Below are 16,928 nucleotides of genomic sequence, written 5' to 3' on the forward strand. Positions count from 1 at the left end.
CGATGCCCCCGCGGGCGGCCCCCCCCGCCGGTCTCACCCCGCCTTCCGACGCCGGGGCCGCTCGGTCGCCGCCACGCTCTCGCGCAGCGCGGCCATGAGGTCGGACGGCTCGCGCGCCTTCTTCGGCGCGGCCTTCCGCTTCGGCTTCCGCCCCTCGAGCTTTGCTTTCACCAGATCGGCCAGCGCCGCATCGTAGCGGTCGTCGAAGGCGGCCGGATCGAACGTTCCGGCCTTCGTGCCGATGATGTGTTTGGCAAGCTCCAGCATCTCGCCCTTCACCTTCAGTTTCGGGATCTCCGAGAAGGCTTCGGCCGAGGAGCGCACCTCATAGTCGAAATTCAGCGTGTTCGCGATCAGCCCCGCCCCGTACGGGCGCACCATCACCGTCCGCAGCCGCCGGAACAGCACGGTCCGCGCCAGCGCCGCGGCCTTGCGCGCCCGCATCCCCTCGCGGATCAGCGCGAAGGCTTCCAGCGCCGCATCCCCCGCGGGGGTGAGATAGTAGGGCTTGTCGAAATAGGCGCCGTCCACCTCGCGGCAGGGCACGAAAGCATCGATGCGCAGGCACTTGTCGCTGTCGGGGATCGTGGCCGCGATCTCGTCGGGGTCGATCTGCACGAACTCGTCGGGCGCCACCTCGTAGCCCTTCACCTGATCCTCGCGCGGGACCGGCTTGCCGCTCACCGCATCGACGAATTCGCGCCGCACGCGGTTCCTGGTCTTGCGGTTGACCGTGTGGAAACTCACCCGGTCCGAGGTCGAGGCGGCAGCATGGAGCGCCACGGCACAGCTCACCTCTCCCACCGCCAGCCAGCCCTTCCAGATCGCTCTCGGCATCAGAGACCTCCCTCGTGCGCCTGCCGCAGGCCGACGCCGCGGCGCCGGTCTTCCGACCGCAGCGGAGGAAGCCCGAGCGGGGGCGATTGTTCCGCGACGGAAGGCGGCGGCGCGCGAAGAATCAGCCCCCGGCGCAGGCCGCCCCGTGCTAGGCTCGAGACATGTTGACGCAGCGCACCCCCCGATCCGGCTACAGCCGCGCCGAGCGCCTCTCGGACGCGGCGGTTCATGTCTCGGGCATCGCCGCGGCGCTCTGCGGCGTGCCCGTCCTCATCGCGCTGACCGTGCTCTGGCGCGGCGACGGGATGGCCGTCGCGGGCGCCTCGATCTACGGGGCCACGCTCCTGCTCATGATCCTCTGCTCGGCCGTCTACCACATGGTCCCGCACCCGGACTGGACGGCGCTCCTGCGGCGCCTCGACCATTCCGCCATCTACTGCAAGATCGCGGGCACCTACTCGGCCTTCACCCTGATCTCGGGACAGGGGCTCACGCTGCTGGCCGGGATCTGGGCCGCGGCCCTCTGCGGCACGGCGCTGAAGCTCCACTCGCCCGAGAAATACCGCTGGGGGGCGCTCGCGCTCTATCTCGGGATGGGCTGGGCGGGGGTCGCCCTCGGCTGGCCGCTCTTCGCCTCGCTGACCGGCCCCGTTCTGGCGCTGATCGCGGCGGGCGGGCTGCTCTACACGGTGGGCGTCGTCTTCTACCTGTGCGAACGCTTGCCCTTCCACACCACGATCTGGCATCTCTTCGTCCTGACGGCGAGCGTGATCTTCTACGCCGCGGTGATGATCCATGTGGCCGGCACGGCGGCCGACTGAGAGGGCCAGGTGCAGGACGACCCCCATGAGCTGAAGCGGTTTCTGGCCGCGCAGATGCCTGTCTTCGACACGGCGGTGAAGGAGCTGCGCGCCGGGCGCAAGGAGAGCCACTGGATGTGGTTCGTCTTCCCCCAGCTGCGCTGCCTCGGCCGGTCCGCGACGGCCGAGCGGTACGGCATCGCCTCGCTGGAGGAAGCGCGCGCCTATCTCGCCCATCCGGTGCTGGGCAAGCGGCTGGAGTTCGCGACCGAGACGGTGCTCTCGGTCGATCCGCCCTCGCTGCACACCCTCTTCGGCTCACCGGACGATCTGAAGTTCCACTCCTCGATGAGCCTCTTCGACGCGGCGGACGGCAGCGCCCATTCCGTCTTCCGCGCGGCCCTCGGCCGCTGGTTCGGGGGCCGGTCCGACGAGGGCACGGCGCGGCTCCTCGGCCTCTGAGCCGGACAAGCCGCGCGGCCCCCTGCCCTGCGTCAGGCCGCGGCGGCGGCGCGCTTGCGGTCGTAGGAGGAGGGGATCCCCAGCGTCTCGCGATATTTGGTGACGGTGCGCCGGGCCAGAACCGCGCCCGCGAGCTTCGCCTGCTTCACGATCGCATCGTCCGAGAAGGGTTTCGTGCGATCCTCGCGCGCGATGATCTCGCGCACGAGCGCCATCAGCGCATCCTGCGACTGCGGCGCCTCGGGCCCGTCCGAGGAGACCGAGCGGCTGAAGAAGGCGCGCAGCGGGATCAGCCCGCGCGGCGTCTCGATCAGCCGGGTGGCCGTGGCGCGGCTGATGGTCGAGGGATGGAGATCGAGTTCCAGCGCCACCTCCTCCATCGACAGCGGCCGGAGCGCGCGCGGCCCCTGATCGAGAAAGTCGGCCTGATGGCGCACGAGGCAGACGGCGGTGCGCAGGAGCGTGGCCTGCCGCCGCTCGACCGCCCGCTCCAGCCAGCGCGCCTGCGAGCGGGCGCGGGCGAGCCAGGCGTCGGCCTGCCGGTCGCCGGTGTCCCCTGCCTCGCTGACCCGGATGCGGGGCAGCTGCGCGCGGGTGAGCTCGACCTCCCAGCCCTCCGGGCCGCGCAGCACGCGCACGTCGGGCGGCTGGATCGGCGTGCGGTCGGCCGCGAAGGCCTCGCCCGGCTTGGGGCTCAGGCTGCGGATCAGCGCCAGATTCTCGCGGATATGCTCGGGCTCGCAGTCGCAGCGGCGGGCGAGATCGGCGATCCGCCCCTCGGCCAGAAGCGGCAGATGGTCGAGCATCGTGCGCAGCTCCCAGGTCAGCAGCCCCAGATCCTCGAGCTGCAGCGCGAGGCATTCGGCCAGCGACCGGGCGAAGAGGCCCGCGGGCTCCAAAGCCTGCAACCGCTCGAGGATGACCAGCGCCTCCTCCTCCTCCACCTCGGCCGCGGCGGCGACCTCGGAGACGGGCTGGCCGAGCCAGCCCGAGGGCTCCAGCGCCTCGGCGAAGGCCAGGGCCGTGCGCCGGTCGCCCGGATCGAAGAAGGCCAGATCGATCTGCGCCTCGACATGGGCCAGAAGGCTCGGCGGCTGGCCCTCGACGGTGGCGAAGGCATCGCGGTCGAGCCCCGCCTGAATCCCGCGCGAGGGCAGCGCCGGGGCGACCGAGGCCCCCTCGGGCACGCGCACCTCGAGGCAGGGATTTTCCAGCGCCTGCGCCGTCAGATAGTCGGCAAGATCGGCGTTGCTCATCTGCAGGATCCGCAGCGACTCCTGCATCCGCTGGGTCATGGCCAGCTGGGTCGTCTGACGCTGGAACTGCATCATGTCCATGGGCGCACCCTAGCACAGCTTCCTGAGTCCTGACTGCGCACGGGGTCGCAGCCTCGCCTGGGTCATGCGGCGGGGGCCCCGCGGGGCCCCGGCCCGGGGGCTAGTCCTCGACCACCGACAGGCCCGAGAGCGGCACGAAGGCGCGCGAGGGCTTGGCGAAGACCTTGAACACCTTCTGCTCGAGGGGCGAGCTGTCCACGAAGTCGGTATAGGCCCGCGAGAGCGCGTCGCGCGCGGCGGCGCGGGCGTCGGCCGGATCCAGCGTCGCGAAATCGACGGCGGCGAGATACTGGCCCAGCCGCTTCATGATATGGAGGCGCGCGACCTGCACCACCTCCGGCCGGTAGGGATGGTCGAGGGCGTCGAAGATCTCCTCGGCAGAGGACAGTCGCTTCAGCTCCTCGAGCACGGCGGTTCCCGGGGTCATCTCTGTCTCCTCAACGGGCGGTTTCGGTTTGCGCGGCAAGGAGCGCCGCAAGATCCTCGGGGGCGGCCGCGCGCTTGGTGATGGCCGCCCAGTCGCGCAGCGCGGGCATCAGGGCCGCGAGCGTCGCCGCGTCGGCGGGAAGCCCCGCCTCGGCCAGCGCCCGGGCGAGCCCGGCGGCCGAGGAATGCTTGCCGATGGCGATGCGGTGGCTGCGGCCGAACCGCTCGGGGCGCAGGTCCGCGCTCTCGTAGGTGGCGCGGTCCTTCATCAGCCCGTCGACATGGATGCCGCATTCATGGGTGAAGACCCCCTCGCCCACGATGGGCTTCTGCGGCGAGAGCGGCCGTCCCGAGGCGCGGGCCACCAGCTCCGAGAGGGCGCAGAGCTGGCCCAGCGCGACGCCGGTGGCGCGGCCCGCCGCTTCGAGCGCGGCCGCCACCTCCTCGAGCGCGGCATTGCCCGCCCGCTCGCCCAGCCCGTTCACCGTGACCGACAGGTGCGAGGCCCCGGCGCGCGCGGCGGCGAGGCTGTTGGCCGTGGCCATGCCCAGATCGTTGTGGCCGTGGAACTCCACCGGCAGCGGGCAGCGCGTGACGACGCGGCCCACCAGTTCGTGCGCAGCGAACGGGTCGAGCACGCCCAGCGTGTCCGAGATGCGGAAGCGGATCGCGCCCGCCTCGGCCGCGACATGGGCGATCTCGGCCAGAAAGAACGGATCGGCGCGCGAGGCATCCTCGGCCCCCACCGACACCTTGTGACCGGCCCAGGAAGCGGCGCGCACGAGCTTCTCGACCTTGTCGCGCACCCAGGCCGCGTCCTTGCCGAGCTTGGCACTGATCTGGCGCTCGGAGACGGGGACGCCGATATGGAGCCGCACGACGCCCGTGCGCTGCGCGGCCGCCAGATCCTCGGCGCGCAGGCGGCACCAGACGACGGGCGCCGCCGTCTTCAGCACCGCCGCCACCGCGCGGATGTCGGCCCGCTCTTCCTCGCCCATGGCGGGCACGCCCACCTCGACCTCGGCCACGCCTGCGGCCTGCAGCGCCTCGGCGATGGCCCGCTTCTCGGCGCGGGTGAAGGCCACGCCCGCCGTCTGCTCTCCGTCGCGCAGCGTCGTGTCGCAGAGGGCCACGGGGGCGAGCGGGCTTTCGGGCAGGAAGCTCGCCCGCGGCTGCTGGCGCGACATCACTTCACCTCCTCGGCCCCGAAGGGCGAGAGCGCGCGCAGCTGGTCGACGATGGGCGGCAGCACCTCGAGCAGGCGGTCGATCTCGGCCGCGGTCGTCCAGTGCGAGAGCGAGAAGCGGATCGCGCCATGCGCGGCGGTGAAGGGCACCTTCATGGCGCGGATCACATGGCTCGGCTCCATCGCGCCCGAAGCGCAGGCCGCACCCGACGAGACGCAGATCCCCGCCCGGTCGAGAAGCATCACGATCGCCTCGCCCTCGGCGAAGTCGAAGGCCACGCAGGAGGTGTTGGGCAGCCGGTCGAGCGGATCGCCCAGAACGCGCGCCTTGGGCACACGGGCGAGGATCCCCTGCTCCAGCCGGTCGCGCAGGAGCCGCACCGCCCCATGATCGCCCCCCAGCGCCAGCTCCGCCGCGCGGCCGAGGCCCACGATGCCGGGAATGTTCTCGGTGCCGGCGCGATGCCCGCGCTGCTGCCTGCCGCCGCGGATCAGGGGCTGGAACGGCACGCCCTTGCGCAGCCAGAGCGCCCCCACCCCCTTCGGGCCGTGGAACTTGTGCGCGCTGAGCGACAGCATGTCGATCTCGGTCCCGCGCAGCACTATGGGCACCTTGCCCACCGCCTGCACCGCGTCGGTGTGAAAGAGCGCCCCCGCCCGATGCGCAAGCTCGGCCAGCCCCTCGACGGGAAATACCGTGCCGGTCTCGTTGTTGGCCCACATGAGCGAGACCAGCGCCACCCGGGGCGAGAGGGCCGCGCGATAGGCCTCGATGTCGAGCCGGCCGTCGCCGTCCACCGGGATGCGGTGCACCGTCACCCCTTCCTGCCGCTCCAGATGGTCGCAGAGCGCGAGGACGGCCGCATGTTCGACCGTCGAGGTCACGATCTCGCGCCGCGACGGATCCGCCGCCAGCGCCGAGCGGATCGCCGTCGTGTCGGCCTCGGTGCCGCCGGAGGTGAAGAGGATCTCGCTGTCGGCCTCGGCGCCGATCAGCTCCAGCACCGCGCGCCGCGCGGCCATCAGGGCGCGGGCGGGCGCGCGCCCCTGCCCGTGCAGCGACGAGGGATTGCCGAACTCCTCGGTCAGGAAGGGCAGCATGGCCTGAAGCGCCTCGGGCGCGAGGCGGGTCGTGGCATTGTTGTCGAGATAGACCCGCTCCATCATCGCGCCCCCGCGATGGAGACGAGCGGCCGCTTCTCCTCGGGGATGACCCGGATCGGCCGGCCCAGCGTATCGGCCAGCCGCTTCTGCAGCCCGCCGAGCGTCAGGGCGGCGAGCTGGCAGCCGGAGCAGGCCCCGGTCAGATGGACGCGCACCTTCGAGCCCTCGACCGCGACCAGCGTCACGTCGCCCCCGTCGGCCCGCAGCCGCGGCCGCACGCTCTCGATCACCTCGGCGATCAGGCGCGCCTCCTCGGCGGGCGCGAGCGGCACATCGCGGACGATCCGGGGCTGCGAGTCGTGCTTCGGCGCGAGCAGCCTGACCGGGGCCGCGGCCGGCGCGGGAACGGGCGCGGGCTCAGGCGCCACGAAGGTCCGGCCCTCGTAGGCCGCCAGCGCGATCTGGAGCGCCGACCAGGCCCGCGCGGCCGCCGGCCGCCGCGGTGCGGGCAACCCGCCCACGGCAGCCTCGATCTCCTCGGGCGTGACGGCGCGCGCGGCGGCGAGATCGAGGCCCGTCACCAGCACCGTCAGCGCCGAGCCGCAGGCGATGGCATGGGCCCCGCCGAAGGCCAGAAACCGCGCCTCGGCCACGCGGCCCGCCTCGATCCGCAGCATCAGCCGGATCGCGTCGCCTACCTCGAGGCTGCCCGCCGTGCCCACCGCATCGGCCGCCTCGAGCGGCCCCGCGTTCCGCGGGTTGAAGAAGAGATCCAGCGCCTTTCCGGTTTCGTCGAGCATCGCACCACCTCAGCAGAAGGACTTGCCGCAGCCGCAACCGCCCTTGGCGTTCGGGTTGTCGAACACGAAGCCGGTGCCTTCGAGCGAGGTCACGAAGTCGATGGTCACGCCGTTCAGATAGGTGCCGCTCTGCGGATCGATTAGCACCCGCAGGCCCTCGGCCTCGACCACCAGATCGTCGGGGGCCTCCGTCAGCTCCAGCGACATGCCGTATTTGAGGCCGGCGCATCCGCCCGACTGAACCATCAGGCGCAGGCCTGCGACCGGCTGGCCGGCGCCCTCGATGGCTCCCTTGATGGCGGCTTGAGCGGCGGGGGTAATCTGGATCATCCGAACTCTCCTGCGTGTCGCGGGCTCCCGCTGAGGGAGAAGCACGGCGCGTGCCAAGTTCCGGCAGCAAGGCACTGCAGGGAGTTGCGGAGGACCCTGCTTGCCGGCCCGTCGGAGGGAATCCGACAATGACGGGTTCGCGACAGAGGGCGCGGGAGGGAGGCAGCAGACGGACAGGATCGATGGCTCGCCCGTCCTCGCGCTCGCACGGACCCGGCAGAGACGGTCAGACCGGCACTGGCCGGAAGCACCGGAGCTTTCCACGGGCGCGCGGACCTCGGCCTTGCGCGCTTTGGTCTCGCTCGATCCTGACGGGGATCGTCATCGGATCGCCGGCGGCGCCCTTGAAGCGGGCCGCGGTCTCGGTTGGCGTGCTCTGCCGGATGCCTCCGGCAGGCCAAGCTTCCGCGGACGACGCCTGCCGGGAGCGCGGGCCTTCGGACGGGAGCGCCCCATCCACGCGGGACGGTCGCGTCGGGACGCGCTTGCGCAGGCAGCGTGCCACGGGGCAGACCCGCAGACCGATCCATCTGCGCGCGGATCGGTCTCGGCAGGCCGGGCCGTCAGTCGGCGTCGGGTCCGAAGCAGAGCGGCTGCTCGGCGCAGGCCTCGCAGTTGGGCGCAAGGCACATCGTGCCGCCATGGTCGGTGCAGATCTGGCGGTAGAAGAAGCGCTTCCAGCGCATGTTTCGGGTATTGGCGGCATGGAGGCGGGGGAAATGGCGCTCGATTAACCGGCCCAGATGGGCGCGCGAGGGCAGGCCCAGATCCTCCCACAGATGGCTGGCCTCGAGCGCGCGGCGGGCGAGGATGGCGGCAAGCCAGCGCGCCTCGTCGCTGGTCCGCCCGCCCCGCCAGAGGAGAAGCGTCGCCAGATCGGACTGTTCGATGGGCAGCGGCCCGGGCGGGGCCAAGGCGGGAAGCGTGAGGCCCGGGCACCAGCGCGCGACCAGCGCCTCGAGCGCCGCGGGCTCGAGCCCCAGAAGGTCGCACAGCTCCCCCCGCCCCGCCGCCTGCTCGCGCAGCGCATGGGCGAGGATCGCCGCCATGTCGGCCCGGTCGGCCGCCGCACCGGTGAAGAGGTCAGCGCTCCACTGGTTCATGGGTCTGGCAATCCTTGGGACAGACGCGGTTGCAGGCGCCGCAGCCGATGCAGAGCTCCGGATGGGCCATGACCATGACCTTGCGGAGGATCTCGTCGTCATCGTCCTCATCGTCCGAACAGTCGACAAGCTCGCCCTCTTCGGTGACGCCGCGCAGCGTCATCACGTCCTGGCCGCAGACCTTGTAGCAGCGGCCGCAGCCGATGCAGGTCTTCATATCGATCGAGATGAGGAACTTCGGGGTGTATTCGGTGCCGCCCCGGGTGAATGCGGTGATGAACAAGTCTGTCTCCTGTCTGGGCGCGCGGGCGCCGGGATGGGGTGCCGCAGCGAGGGCGGCGGACCGTGCGGGACCCCCGCGGCGGGGCGGGGAAGGACGGCAAGCGGCGGCCGGGGTCAGTCGCGCGCGGCCTCGGGATGGGCCTCGATCTTGCGCACCGCGGCCGAGGCGAGTTTCTCGCCGGCCTCGGCCAGCTTCTCGTAGCTGGCAAAGCCGAAGCGGTGGACGTCGCGCATGTGCTTGGAGACCAGCACGAGGCTGCCCCCGATCAGCACCACCCGGCCGAAGCCCTCGTGGTGGAACTTCGCCATGTGCCCTGCCATGACGCCCGTGCGCTTTTCCACGAGGAGCCCCACGGCATCGTAGAACTTCTCGATCCGGGCGATGGTCTCGGGCTCGGGATCGCTGATGATCGGCATCTCGCGCCGCTCCTCGGGGGTGAGGATATAGTCGGCCAGAAGCTCGGCGTCGCTCTTGCCGTCCCAATGGCCGTAGCTGTCCTGCGCCCGGACGATGGCGGCCAGCTGGTCGAGATAGTCGCTCGCCGGATAGAGGCCGCCGCGCGGCAGGGTCTCGGTCTCGCTCATCGCGTCTCCTCCTCGAGAAAGCTGGGGGCAGGACGGCCGAGCACCTTGCGCAGGAAGGGCGGCACGTTGCCGTTCAGCATGTCCTGCACCTGAGCGACGATGGCCGAGATCGGCTCGGGCTCCTTGCGCTTGATCGGATGGACGCCCGCGCGCACCACGCGGGCCGCGGCGGGACCGCCGATGGCCAGCACGAACAGGAGCGCGCAGCCCGTCAGCGCCTCGACCTTGGGGGTGATGCGGTCGGCGCTGTCGTCGTGCTTGCCGCCCTGATCGGTGGTCTCGTCGAAGCCTACGGCCTCCACGAAGCGCGCGGATTTCGCCGAGACGTCCCAGAGCGCGAAACTCCGGCAGGAGCCGAAATGGGCGTTGAGGGTTTCGAGGTCGTTGGTCGCGATGGCGATCCTGAGGGGCACGTCGGCCGGGTCGGTCATGGGGGGCTCCGGGTCAATGAGTCTGAGGCGGCGGGGGGGCATGGTCGAACTCCGGGGAGAGACGGGCGGCGCCGAAATCCTCCGGACGCGGCCGGTGCGGGTGCGCAAGCACGGCATTGGCGATCTCGAAAAGGAAGGCGCGCGTGCCGCGGTATCCGGTGCGGCACGCATCCATCGTGCCCAGCCGGTCGAAGATCGGAAAACCCGCCCGGACATGGGGCAGATGCAGCCGCTCGGCCATCATCCGGCCGTGGGCGTGGGTCAGCAGAAGCTGCGCGCCGGAGGCTTCGGCCAGCCGCTCGAGATCGCCGAGATCGCCGATCAGCACCTCCTCGACCGGCAGGCGTTCCACGGCGGGGCTCGCCGTGCTGGCGACGACCGTCAGCTCGGCGCCCATGGCGGCCAGCGTGCTCCCGAGCGCGAGGCCGAGGTCCGGGTCGAGACCCATGGCAACCTTCAGGCCGCCGATGTGGAAATGCGCATCGAGCATCGCGTCCGCCAGCCGCGCCCGGTCGCGCCGGACGCCTGCGGGCACCTCCGCCCCAGAAAGCCGCATGAGGGTCGCAACGAAGGCATCCACCGCCTTGAGCCCCGTCACCGAGGGAAAGACATGCGCGGGCACGCCCAGAGCGGCCAGCTTCTCGGCCGCCGGGCGCATCGCCTCGCCCAGCGCCAGCGTCGCGATGGAGCCGCCCATCGTCGCAATGTCGGCCAGCCGCGTGCCGCCCAGCGAATGGCCGCGCCAGTCCTCGGCCAGATGGCCGTCGAGCGAGAGCGAGAGATCGGGCAGGATCAGCGGATGGAGGCCGAAGGCACGGATCAGGCCCGCGATCTCCTCGATGTCGGCGGCGGTCATGTTGGCGCCGGGCAGGAGGTTCACCTGCCGGAGCCGCCGCGGCCCCTCGGTCACCAGCGCCTCGATGATGGCTTCGACCGCGCGGGCCCAGCCCTCTTCGAGCCCGCCCGCGAAATCCGGTGTGGCCGCATAGACCACCGCCGTATCCGCAAAGTCGCGGCGCCGGGCCAGCATCTCGCGCAGTTCGCCTGCGATATCCTCGCCGCGCGTCTCGACGAGCGCGGTCGAGGCGATGCCGATGAACTTCGGGGAGGCACGCTTCCGCAGATTCTCGATCGCCTCTTCGATCTGTTCGCCGCCGCCGAGGATCGCCGAGACCTCGTTCATCGCCGTGGTCTGAAGCGGGATCGCCTCCTTGAAGTGGCGCACCATATGGACCATCGCGAAGGCGGTGCAGCCCTGCGCGCCGTGAAAGAGCGGGATCGCGCCCTCGATGCCGAGATAGGCCATGGCGGCGCCGAGCGGGGCCGAGACCTTCAGCGGATTGGTCGAGAGCGCGCGGTCGGGGTGGATGAGGCGGGCCATCAGCAATCCTCGAAATCGGCTTTCGAGCCGGGAACGGCCGCGAGGCTGAAGGGCGTCACGGCGGCTTCTTCGGCCGGCACGTCCCAAGGCGCGGGGTCGCGCAGCTCGGCCCACATCGGGTTGTTGATCGACCGGTCGATGGCGCGCACGAGATCGACCATGCCCATGTAGCCTGCGTAGGGCTCGTGCTTTTCCTGATTCACGTCGATCCAGGGCACGCGGGCCTTCAGCGCCACGAACTGCGACCGCCCCCCCGACATAAGCACATCGGCCCGCGCGTCCCGCAGCATCCGATACATCTCCTTCGGCGCCATGTTCTCGTACATGTGGGCCTCGGTGCCCATGATCTCGGTGACGCGCGCGCGGTCGCCGGGCGTGGCCTTGCGCATCGAGGTGCCGACCACCTCCATGCCGAGTTCCTGCAGCGCCGAGACCACCGACCAGGTCTTGTGCCCGCCGGTGTAAAGGAGCACGCGCCGGCCGGCGACGGCGGGGCGGAGCGGTTCCAGCGCGGCCCAGGTGCGGGCCTCCTCCTCGGCGATCAGCGCCTCGCAGCGGGTCACGAGGTCCGCGGGCGCGCCGCGCTCGACCAGCATCCGGCACAGGGTCCGCAGCGCGTCGGACGTGTCGGAGATGCCGTAGAAGCTGCCCTCGAACCACGGGATGCCGTAGCGGTCCTCGAGCTTGCGGGCGATGCCCAGGAAGGCGTGCGAGCAGACGAGCATCGTCACCCGCGCCCGGTGCATCATGGCCACCTGCGCATAGCGCGCATCCCCCGAGACCGAGCCGAGGATGCGGATGCCGAGGCGGTCGAGCAGCGGCTTCACCTGCCAGAGTTCGCCCGACAGGTTGAAGTCGCCGAGGATGTTGATGTCGCAATCGGTCGCCGTCGCGGGCTCCATCGTCCCCACGACATGTTCGACCAGCGCGTCCACCCCCAGCTTGTTGCCGAGGTTCTTCGAGCCCACATAGCCCGGCACGTTGATCGGGATCACCGGGCGGCCGAACCGTTCGGCGGCGGCCTTGCAGACGGCGCCGATGTCGTCGCCGATGAGCGCCGTCACGCAGGTGGCATAGACGAAGACTGCGGCCGGGTTCTCCTGCGCGATCACTTCGCGGATGGCACGGAAGAGCCTGGCCTCGCCGCGGCCCATCACGATGTCGAGCTCGGAGAGGTCGGTGGTGAAGCCGCGACGGTAGAGGTCGGAGCCCGACGAGGCCGAGCCGCGGTTGTCCCAGCCGTTGCCCCAGCAGGCGAGCGGGGCATGGACGAGATGGGCCACGTCGGTGATGGGCTGCAGCGCGATCATCGCCCCGTCGAAGGCGCAGCCCCCGGCCGCCGCGCCGGGCGTCAGCTGTTTCGCGCAGCCCTTCCGGCGCTCGCCCTCGGACTTGGCGGTGTTCGTGGCGCAGCCCGGCTCGTGAAAGGCGTCCTGGATCTTCTGCTTCAAGGCTTCCGACATCTGCCGCTCCTTCGGTTGCCGGGAGAGAAGCAGCCGGCGTGCCAAGCGGGCGGACCTGTGTAACTGCCTGTCGGGACGCGCGAAAGCCGGGCCGCGTCTCCTTTCCGCCGCTGGCCTCGCGGGCATTGTCGCATCTGCGACAGGGCGCTGCGGCTCTCATGGGACGCGCCATGCAGAAACGGCCGGTGCGGGGCACCGGCCGTTCTGCGCCTGGCTGGCGGGCGCCCGGGGGCGCGCCGCTCGGGCTCAGCGGGTCAGGTCGAACGAGATGTCGGACTCGTCGTCGAGCTTGTCGAAGATCTTGTCGAGGATCTTCACCAGCACCTGGATCGCGCCCTGATAGCCGAAGGTCGGGAAGCGGTGGTGGTGGTGGCGGTCGAAGATCGGGAAGGTCAGGCGGATCAGCGGCACGTTGCAGTCGCGCTCGAGATACTTGCCATAGCTGCTGCCGATCAGCAGGTCCGCCGGTTCCGTGGCGAGGATCGAGCGCAGGTGCCAGAGGTCCTTGCCCGCCCAGACCTGGCAGCCTTCGCCGAAGGGCGAGGAGGCCAGCAGCTCCTTCATCTGCACTTCCCAGTCCTTGCCGCCGTTGGTGGCGAGGCAGTGCTTCGGCTCGCCGCCCATCTCCATGACGAAGCGGGCCATGGCATAGACGAAGTCCGGGTCGCCGAAGATGGCGTAGGTCTTGCCGTGCAGGTAGGCCTGGCTGTCGGCCATGGCGTCGATCAGGCGGCCGCGCTCGAGGCGGAGCGCTTCCGGGATCTCCTTGCCGGTCAGGTCCGAGACCTTCATCAGGAACTCGTCGGTGGCCTTGACGCCCATCGGATAGTGGAACGACGCGGTCTCCTGGCCCACTTCCTCGCAGAAGGCGAGCGTCCTGCGGGTGCAATATTCCTGCAGCGAGAGGGTGGCCTTCGCGTTCAGGGCCTCCTTGATCTCCTCCTGCGTGGTGCCGCCCGCATACATGCGGTACTCGCCGTCCGAGGGGGTGTCGTAGACGTCCGAGGCATCGCCCAGAACGGTCGCCTCGACGCCCATCAGGCCGAGCATGCGCTTCATCTCGCGGACGTTGCCCACGCAGTAGCCGTCAAAGCCCGGGATGATGTTCAGGCCTTCGCCCGCGGTGCGCGGCGCGTCCTTCCAGAAGTTCGACAGGATGCCCTTCTGCATGTTGTCGTAGCCGTCGACGTGGCTGCCCACGAAGGCCGGCGTATGGGCGAAGGGCACCGGAAAATCGGCCGGGACGCTTTCCTTCTCCTTCGACTTGATGATGAACGAGTTGAGGTCGTCGCCGATGACTTCCGCCATGCAGGTGGTGGAAACGGCGATCATCTTCGGCGAATAGAGCGCATAGGTGTTGGCGAGGCCTTCCACCATGTTGTTCAGGCCGCCGAACACCGCCGCATCCTCGGTCATCGAGGAGGACACCGCCGAGGACGGCTCCTTGAAGTGGCGGGCGAGGTGCGAGCGATAGTAGGCCACGCAGCCCTGCGAGCCGTGCACGAAGCTCATGGTGCTGTCATAGCCGGCGGCGGCGAAGACCGCGCCGAGCGGCTGGCAGGCCTTGGCCGGGTTGATGGTCACGCAGGAGCGGGCGAGGTTCTTCTCGCGATAGTCCCAGGACTTCGTCCAGTCCGCGGTTTCGGCCACCGTCTCGGCGGGCGTCGCATTCTCGTAGGTGGCGCGCTTCTTCTCGAGCATCGCCTGATATTCGGGTTCCTTGAACAGATCCTTGTGATCCAGAACCTTTTCGGCCGACTGCGGCATGAGCATGATCCTTCTGCTGGCCGTCCTCATTCCGGGACGCACCTTGCATGGGTGGAGGGGAGGGTCGGGGGGCGGGAGCAGGCCCCCCTTGGGGCTGGCCTCAGGCCGTCTTCTTCCAGGGCGCATCGAACATGCCCCAGACGGGGTTGTTGATCGCGAGATCCATGTCGCGCGCGAAGATCGCGTAGCCGTCGTAGCCGTGGTAGGGGCCGGAATAATCCCAGGAGTGCATCTGACGGAACGGGATGCCCATCTTCTGCGTGTTGTATTTCTCCTTGATGCCCGAGCCCACGAGATCGGGACGGATCGCCTCGACGAATTTCTCCAGCTCGTAGCCCGAGACGTCGTCGAAGATCAGCGTGCCTTCCTTGATGTAATGGCCGGTGCGCTTGTAGTCGTCGTTGTGGGCGAATTCGTAGCCGGTGCCCACGATCTCCATGCCCAGGTCATGGTAGGCGTCGACGACGTGGCGCGGACGCAGGCCGCCCACATAGAGCATCACCTTCTTGCCTTCGAGGCGCGGCTTGTATTTCGCGTTCACCGCATCGACGAGCGGCTGGTATTTCGCGATGACCGCTTCGGCATTGGCCTGGATCCTGTCGTCGAACTTCGCGGCGATGGCGCGCAGCGAGGCCGCGATCTGCGAGGGGCCGAAGAAGTTGTACTCCATCCACGGCACGCCGTGGTTCTCTTCCATGTGCCGGCAGATGTAGCTCATCGAACGGTAGCAGTGGATGAGGTTCAGCTTCGCCGCCGGAGCGCGCTCCATCTCGGCGATGGTGGCGTCGCCCGACCATTGCGCGATGACGTTGAGGCCGATCTCTTCCAGCAGGATCCGGCTCGACCAGGCGTCGCCGCCGATGTTGTAGTCGCCGATGATGTTCACGTCATAGGGGCCGGGCTCGTAGCCCGCGCGCGCGCCCTCGCCCGCTTCCAGCACCCAGTCGCGGATCATGTCGTTCGCGATATGGTGGCCGAGCGACTGCGACACGCCGCGGAAGCCCTCGCAGCGCACCGGAACGACGCGCTTGCCGATGTCCTTGGCCTTCTTCTTCGACACCGCCTCGATGTCGTCGCCGATCAGGCCGATCGGGCATTCCGACTGGATCGAGATCCCCTTGTTCAGCGGGAAGAGCATGTTCAGCTCGTCGATGGTCTTTTCCAGCTTCTTGTCACCGCCGAAGACGATGTCGTTTTCCTGGAAGTCGGTGGTGACCTGCATGGTCACGAACGAATCCACGCCCGTCGTGCCGGTGTAGTAGTTGCGGCGCTGGGACCAGCTGTAGTGGCCGCAGCCGACCGGGCCGTGGCTGATGTGCAGCATGTCCTTGACCGGGCCCCAGACCACGCCCTTCGAGCCGGCATAGGCGCAGCCGCGGATGGTCATCACGCCGGGGACCGACTTGATGTTCGATTTCACATTGTCGCATTTCGACTGGAGGCCGGGTTCGGCCTCGGCGACGGGCGCTGCGACATTCAGGTGCTTGGCGCGCTTCTTCCTGGCCTTGTCGGGGTAGGCGGCCAGCACCTCCTCGATCAGCTTCATGTTGGTCTCGGCAGAGTCAGCGATATCTTTCGCCATGGGGCGGGCTCCATTCGGCAGGGAGGGAAAGGGACCGGGCGGCGCCCGGCCCCCGCTCGGATCAGGCCTCGGCGGCGGCGATGGCGGCGAGCCGGTCTTCCTCGGACTGCATGATGCCGAAATCCATCAGCATCTCTTCCAGCTCTTCCATGGTGATCGGGGTCGGGATCACGCCCTTGCCCGAGTTCTCGTGGATCTTGCGGGCCAGTTCGCGATATTCCTGCGCCTGCTTGCTCTCGGGCGCATACTGGATGACCGTCTCGCGGCGGAGCTCGGCGTGCTGCACGATATTGTCGCGCGGAACGAAGTGGATCATCTTGCAGCCCAGACGCGCGGCGAGGGCCTCGGCCAGTTCCAGCTCGCGGTCGGTCTTGCGCTCGTTGCAGATCAGGCCGCCGAGGCGCACGCCGCCCGAGTTCGCGTATTTCAGGATGCCCTTGGCGATGTTGTTGGCCGCATAGAGCGCCATCATCTCGCCCGACATGACGATGTAGATTTCCTGCGCCTTGTTCTCGCGGATCGGCATGGCGAAGCCGCCGCAGACCACGTCGCCCAGCACGTCGTAGGAGACGTAGTCGACGTCGTCATAGGCGCCGTTCTCTTCCAGGAAGTTGATGGCGGTGATGACGCCGCGGCCCGCGCAGCCCACGCCCGGCTCCGGCCCGCCGGCTTCGGTGCATTTGATGCCCTTGTAGCCGATCTTGACCACATCCTCGAGTTCGAGATCCTCGACGGAGCCCGCTTCGGCGGCGAGGTGAAGCACGGTGTCCTGCAGCTTGGTGTTCAGGATCAGGCGGGTCGAGTCGGCCTTGGGATCGCAGCCGACGATGAGGATCTTCTGACCCATCTCGACCAGTGCCGCGAGGGTGTTCTGCGAGGTCGTCGACTTGCCGATCCCGCCCTTGCCGTAGAAAGCGATCTGCCGGAGTTTTCCCATGGTCATGTCCTTTGCGAAGGGTGTCTCTGGTGAAGGCGGCGGTGCGCGCCGGTCTCGCCTCTTCAAAGCAGCCGCCGTGCCAAGAGGCGCGGTCTGATTTTTTACATTCTTTTTC

18 protein-coding genes are annotated in these 16,928 nt (G+C 69.5%); 2 read left to right on the top strand and 16 right to left on the bottom strand.

The window, feature by feature from the left end; all coding sequences use genetic code 11:
- Positions 1-33: 33 nt before the first annotated feature.
- A complete protein-coding gene (ku, locus tag RSP_RS10910; protein ID WP_011338293.1) occupies positions 34-837 on the bottom strand; it encodes a non-homologous end joining protein Ku in 804 nt (267 codons plus the stop codon).
- A 161-nt stretch (positions 838-998) separates the two neighbouring features.
- On the opposite strand from ku, the gene trhA reads away from it, so the two are divergent.
- Both trhA and RSP_RS10920 read left to right on the top strand, forming a co-directional pair.
- Positions 999-1,658: a PAQR family membrane homeostasis protein TrhA gene (gene trhA, locus RSP_RS10915; RefSeq protein WP_002720689.1), complete on the top strand. Its 660-nt coding sequence runs from the start codon at positions 999-1,001 to the stop codon at positions 1,656-1,658.
- A gap of 9 nt (positions 1,659-1,667) precedes the next feature.
- Positions 1,668-2,099 carry a DUF1810 domain-containing protein gene (locus RSP_RS10920; protein WP_011338294.1) on the top strand — a complete coding sequence of 144 codons (432 nt, stop codon included), beginning with the start codon at positions 1,668-1,670 and terminating at the stop codon, positions 2,097-2,099.
- Positions 2,100-2,131: 32 nt separating this feature from the next.
- Here the strand turns inward: RSP_RS10920 and rpoN are convergent, their stop codons facing one another.
- From rpoN to nifH, 15 genes are all read right to left on the bottom strand, one after another.
- On the bottom strand, positions 2,132-3,436 hold the full coding sequence (rpoN, locus tag RSP_RS10925) for an RNA polymerase factor sigma-54 (RefSeq protein WP_011338295.1): 1,305 nt from the start codon (positions 3,434-3,436) through the stop codon (positions 2,132-2,134).
- Positions 3,437-3,536: 100 nt separating this feature from the next.
- On the bottom strand, positions 3,537-3,863 hold the full coding sequence (nifW, locus tag RSP_RS10930) for a nitrogenase stabilizing/protective protein NifW (protein ID WP_011338296.1): 327 nt from the start codon (positions 3,861-3,863) through the stop codon (positions 3,537-3,539).
- Between the two features lie 10 nt (positions 3,864-3,873).
- A complete protein-coding gene (gene nifV / locus RSP_RS10935; RefSeq protein WP_017139924.1) occupies positions 3,874-5,049 on the bottom strand; it encodes a homocitrate synthase in 1,176 nt (391 codons plus the stop codon).
- A complete protein-coding gene (gene nifS, locus RSP_RS10940; RefSeq protein WP_011338298.1) occupies positions 5,049-6,212 on the bottom strand; it encodes a cysteine desulfurase NifS in 1,164 nt (387 codons plus the stop codon). The genes nifV and nifS overlap by 1 nt, the downstream gene beginning before the upstream one ends.
- Positions 6,212-6,952: an iron-sulfur cluster assembly scaffold protein gene (locus RSP_RS10945; protein WP_011338299.1), complete on the bottom strand. Its 741-nt coding sequence runs from the start codon at positions 6,950-6,952 to the stop codon at positions 6,212-6,214. Before RSP_RS10945 ends, nifS begins: the two co-directional genes overlap by 1 nt.
- Before the next feature lie 9 nt (positions 6,953-6,961).
- Complete coding sequence (locus tag RSP_RS10950) at positions 6,962-7,282, bottom strand: iron-sulfur cluster assembly accessory protein (RefSeq protein WP_009565964.1); 321 nt, start codon at positions 7,280-7,282, stop codon at positions 6,962-6,964.
- Between the two features lie 563 nt (positions 7,283-7,845).
- The gene (locus RSP_RS10955) at positions 7,846-8,385 is read right to left on the bottom strand and encodes a nitrogen fixation protein NifQ (protein ID WP_009565963.1); all 540 of its coding nucleotides are present in this window, start codon (positions 8,383-8,385) and stop codon (positions 7,846-7,848) included.
- A complete protein-coding gene (gene fdxB, locus RSP_RS10960) occupies positions 8,366-8,668 on the bottom strand; it encodes a ferredoxin III, nif-specific (RefSeq protein WP_002720698.1) in 303 nt (100 codons plus the stop codon). The genes RSP_RS10955 and fdxB overlap by 20 nt, the downstream gene beginning before the upstream one ends.
- A 113-nt stretch (positions 8,669-8,781) precedes the next feature.
- On the bottom strand, positions 8,782-9,252 hold the full coding sequence (locus RSP_RS10965; RefSeq protein ID WP_009565962.1) for a NifX-associated nitrogen fixation protein: 471 nt from the start codon (positions 9,250-9,252) through the stop codon (positions 8,782-8,784).
- Positions 9,249-9,683 (bottom strand): nitrogen fixation protein NifX, encoded by a 435-nt coding sequence (gene nifX, locus RSP_RS10970; RefSeq protein WP_017139926.1) that lies wholly within the window; start codon positions 9,681-9,683, stop codon positions 9,249-9,251. Before nifX ends, RSP_RS10965 begins: the two co-directional genes overlap by 4 nt.
- A 13-nt stretch (positions 9,684-9,696) precedes the next feature.
- Positions 9,697-11,064, bottom strand: coding sequence for a nitrogenase iron-molybdenum cofactor biosynthesis protein NifN (gene nifN / locus RSP_RS10975; protein WP_011338301.1), 1,368 nt, complete (start codon positions 11,062-11,064; stop codon positions 9,697-9,699).
- Positions 11,064-12,527 (bottom strand): nitrogenase iron-molybdenum cofactor biosynthesis protein NifE, encoded by a 1,464-nt coding sequence (gene nifE, locus RSP_RS10980; protein WP_011338302.1) that lies wholly within the window; start codon positions 12,525-12,527, stop codon positions 11,064-11,066. Before nifE ends, nifN begins: the two co-directional genes overlap by 1 nt.
- A gap of 246 nt (positions 12,528-12,773) precedes the next feature.
- Positions 12,774-14,294: a nitrogenase molybdenum-iron protein subunit beta gene (nifK, locus tag RSP_RS10985; protein WP_011338303.1), complete on the bottom strand. Its 1,521-nt coding sequence runs from the start codon at positions 14,292-14,294 to the stop codon at positions 12,774-12,776.
- Positions 14,295-14,394: 100 nt separating this feature from the next.
- Positions 14,395-15,876 carry a nitrogenase molybdenum-iron protein alpha chain gene (gene nifD / locus RSP_RS10990; RefSeq protein ID WP_002720704.1) on the bottom strand — a complete coding sequence of 494 codons (1,482 nt, stop codon included), beginning with the start codon at positions 15,874-15,876 and terminating at the stop codon, positions 14,395-14,397.
- 61 nt (positions 15,877-15,937) lie between these two features.
- Positions 15,938-16,813, bottom strand: coding sequence for a nitrogenase iron protein (nifH, locus tag RSP_RS10995; RefSeq protein ID WP_002720705.1), 876 nt, complete (start codon positions 16,811-16,813; stop codon positions 15,938-15,940).
- Positions 16,814-16,928 lie beyond the last annotated feature (115 nt).

The organism is Cereibacter sphaeroides 2.4.1, from assembly GCF_000012905.2.
Taxonomy (GTDB): Bacteria; Pseudomonadota; Alphaproteobacteria; order Rhodobacterales; family Rhodobacteraceae; genus Cereibacter_A; species Cereibacter_A sphaeroides.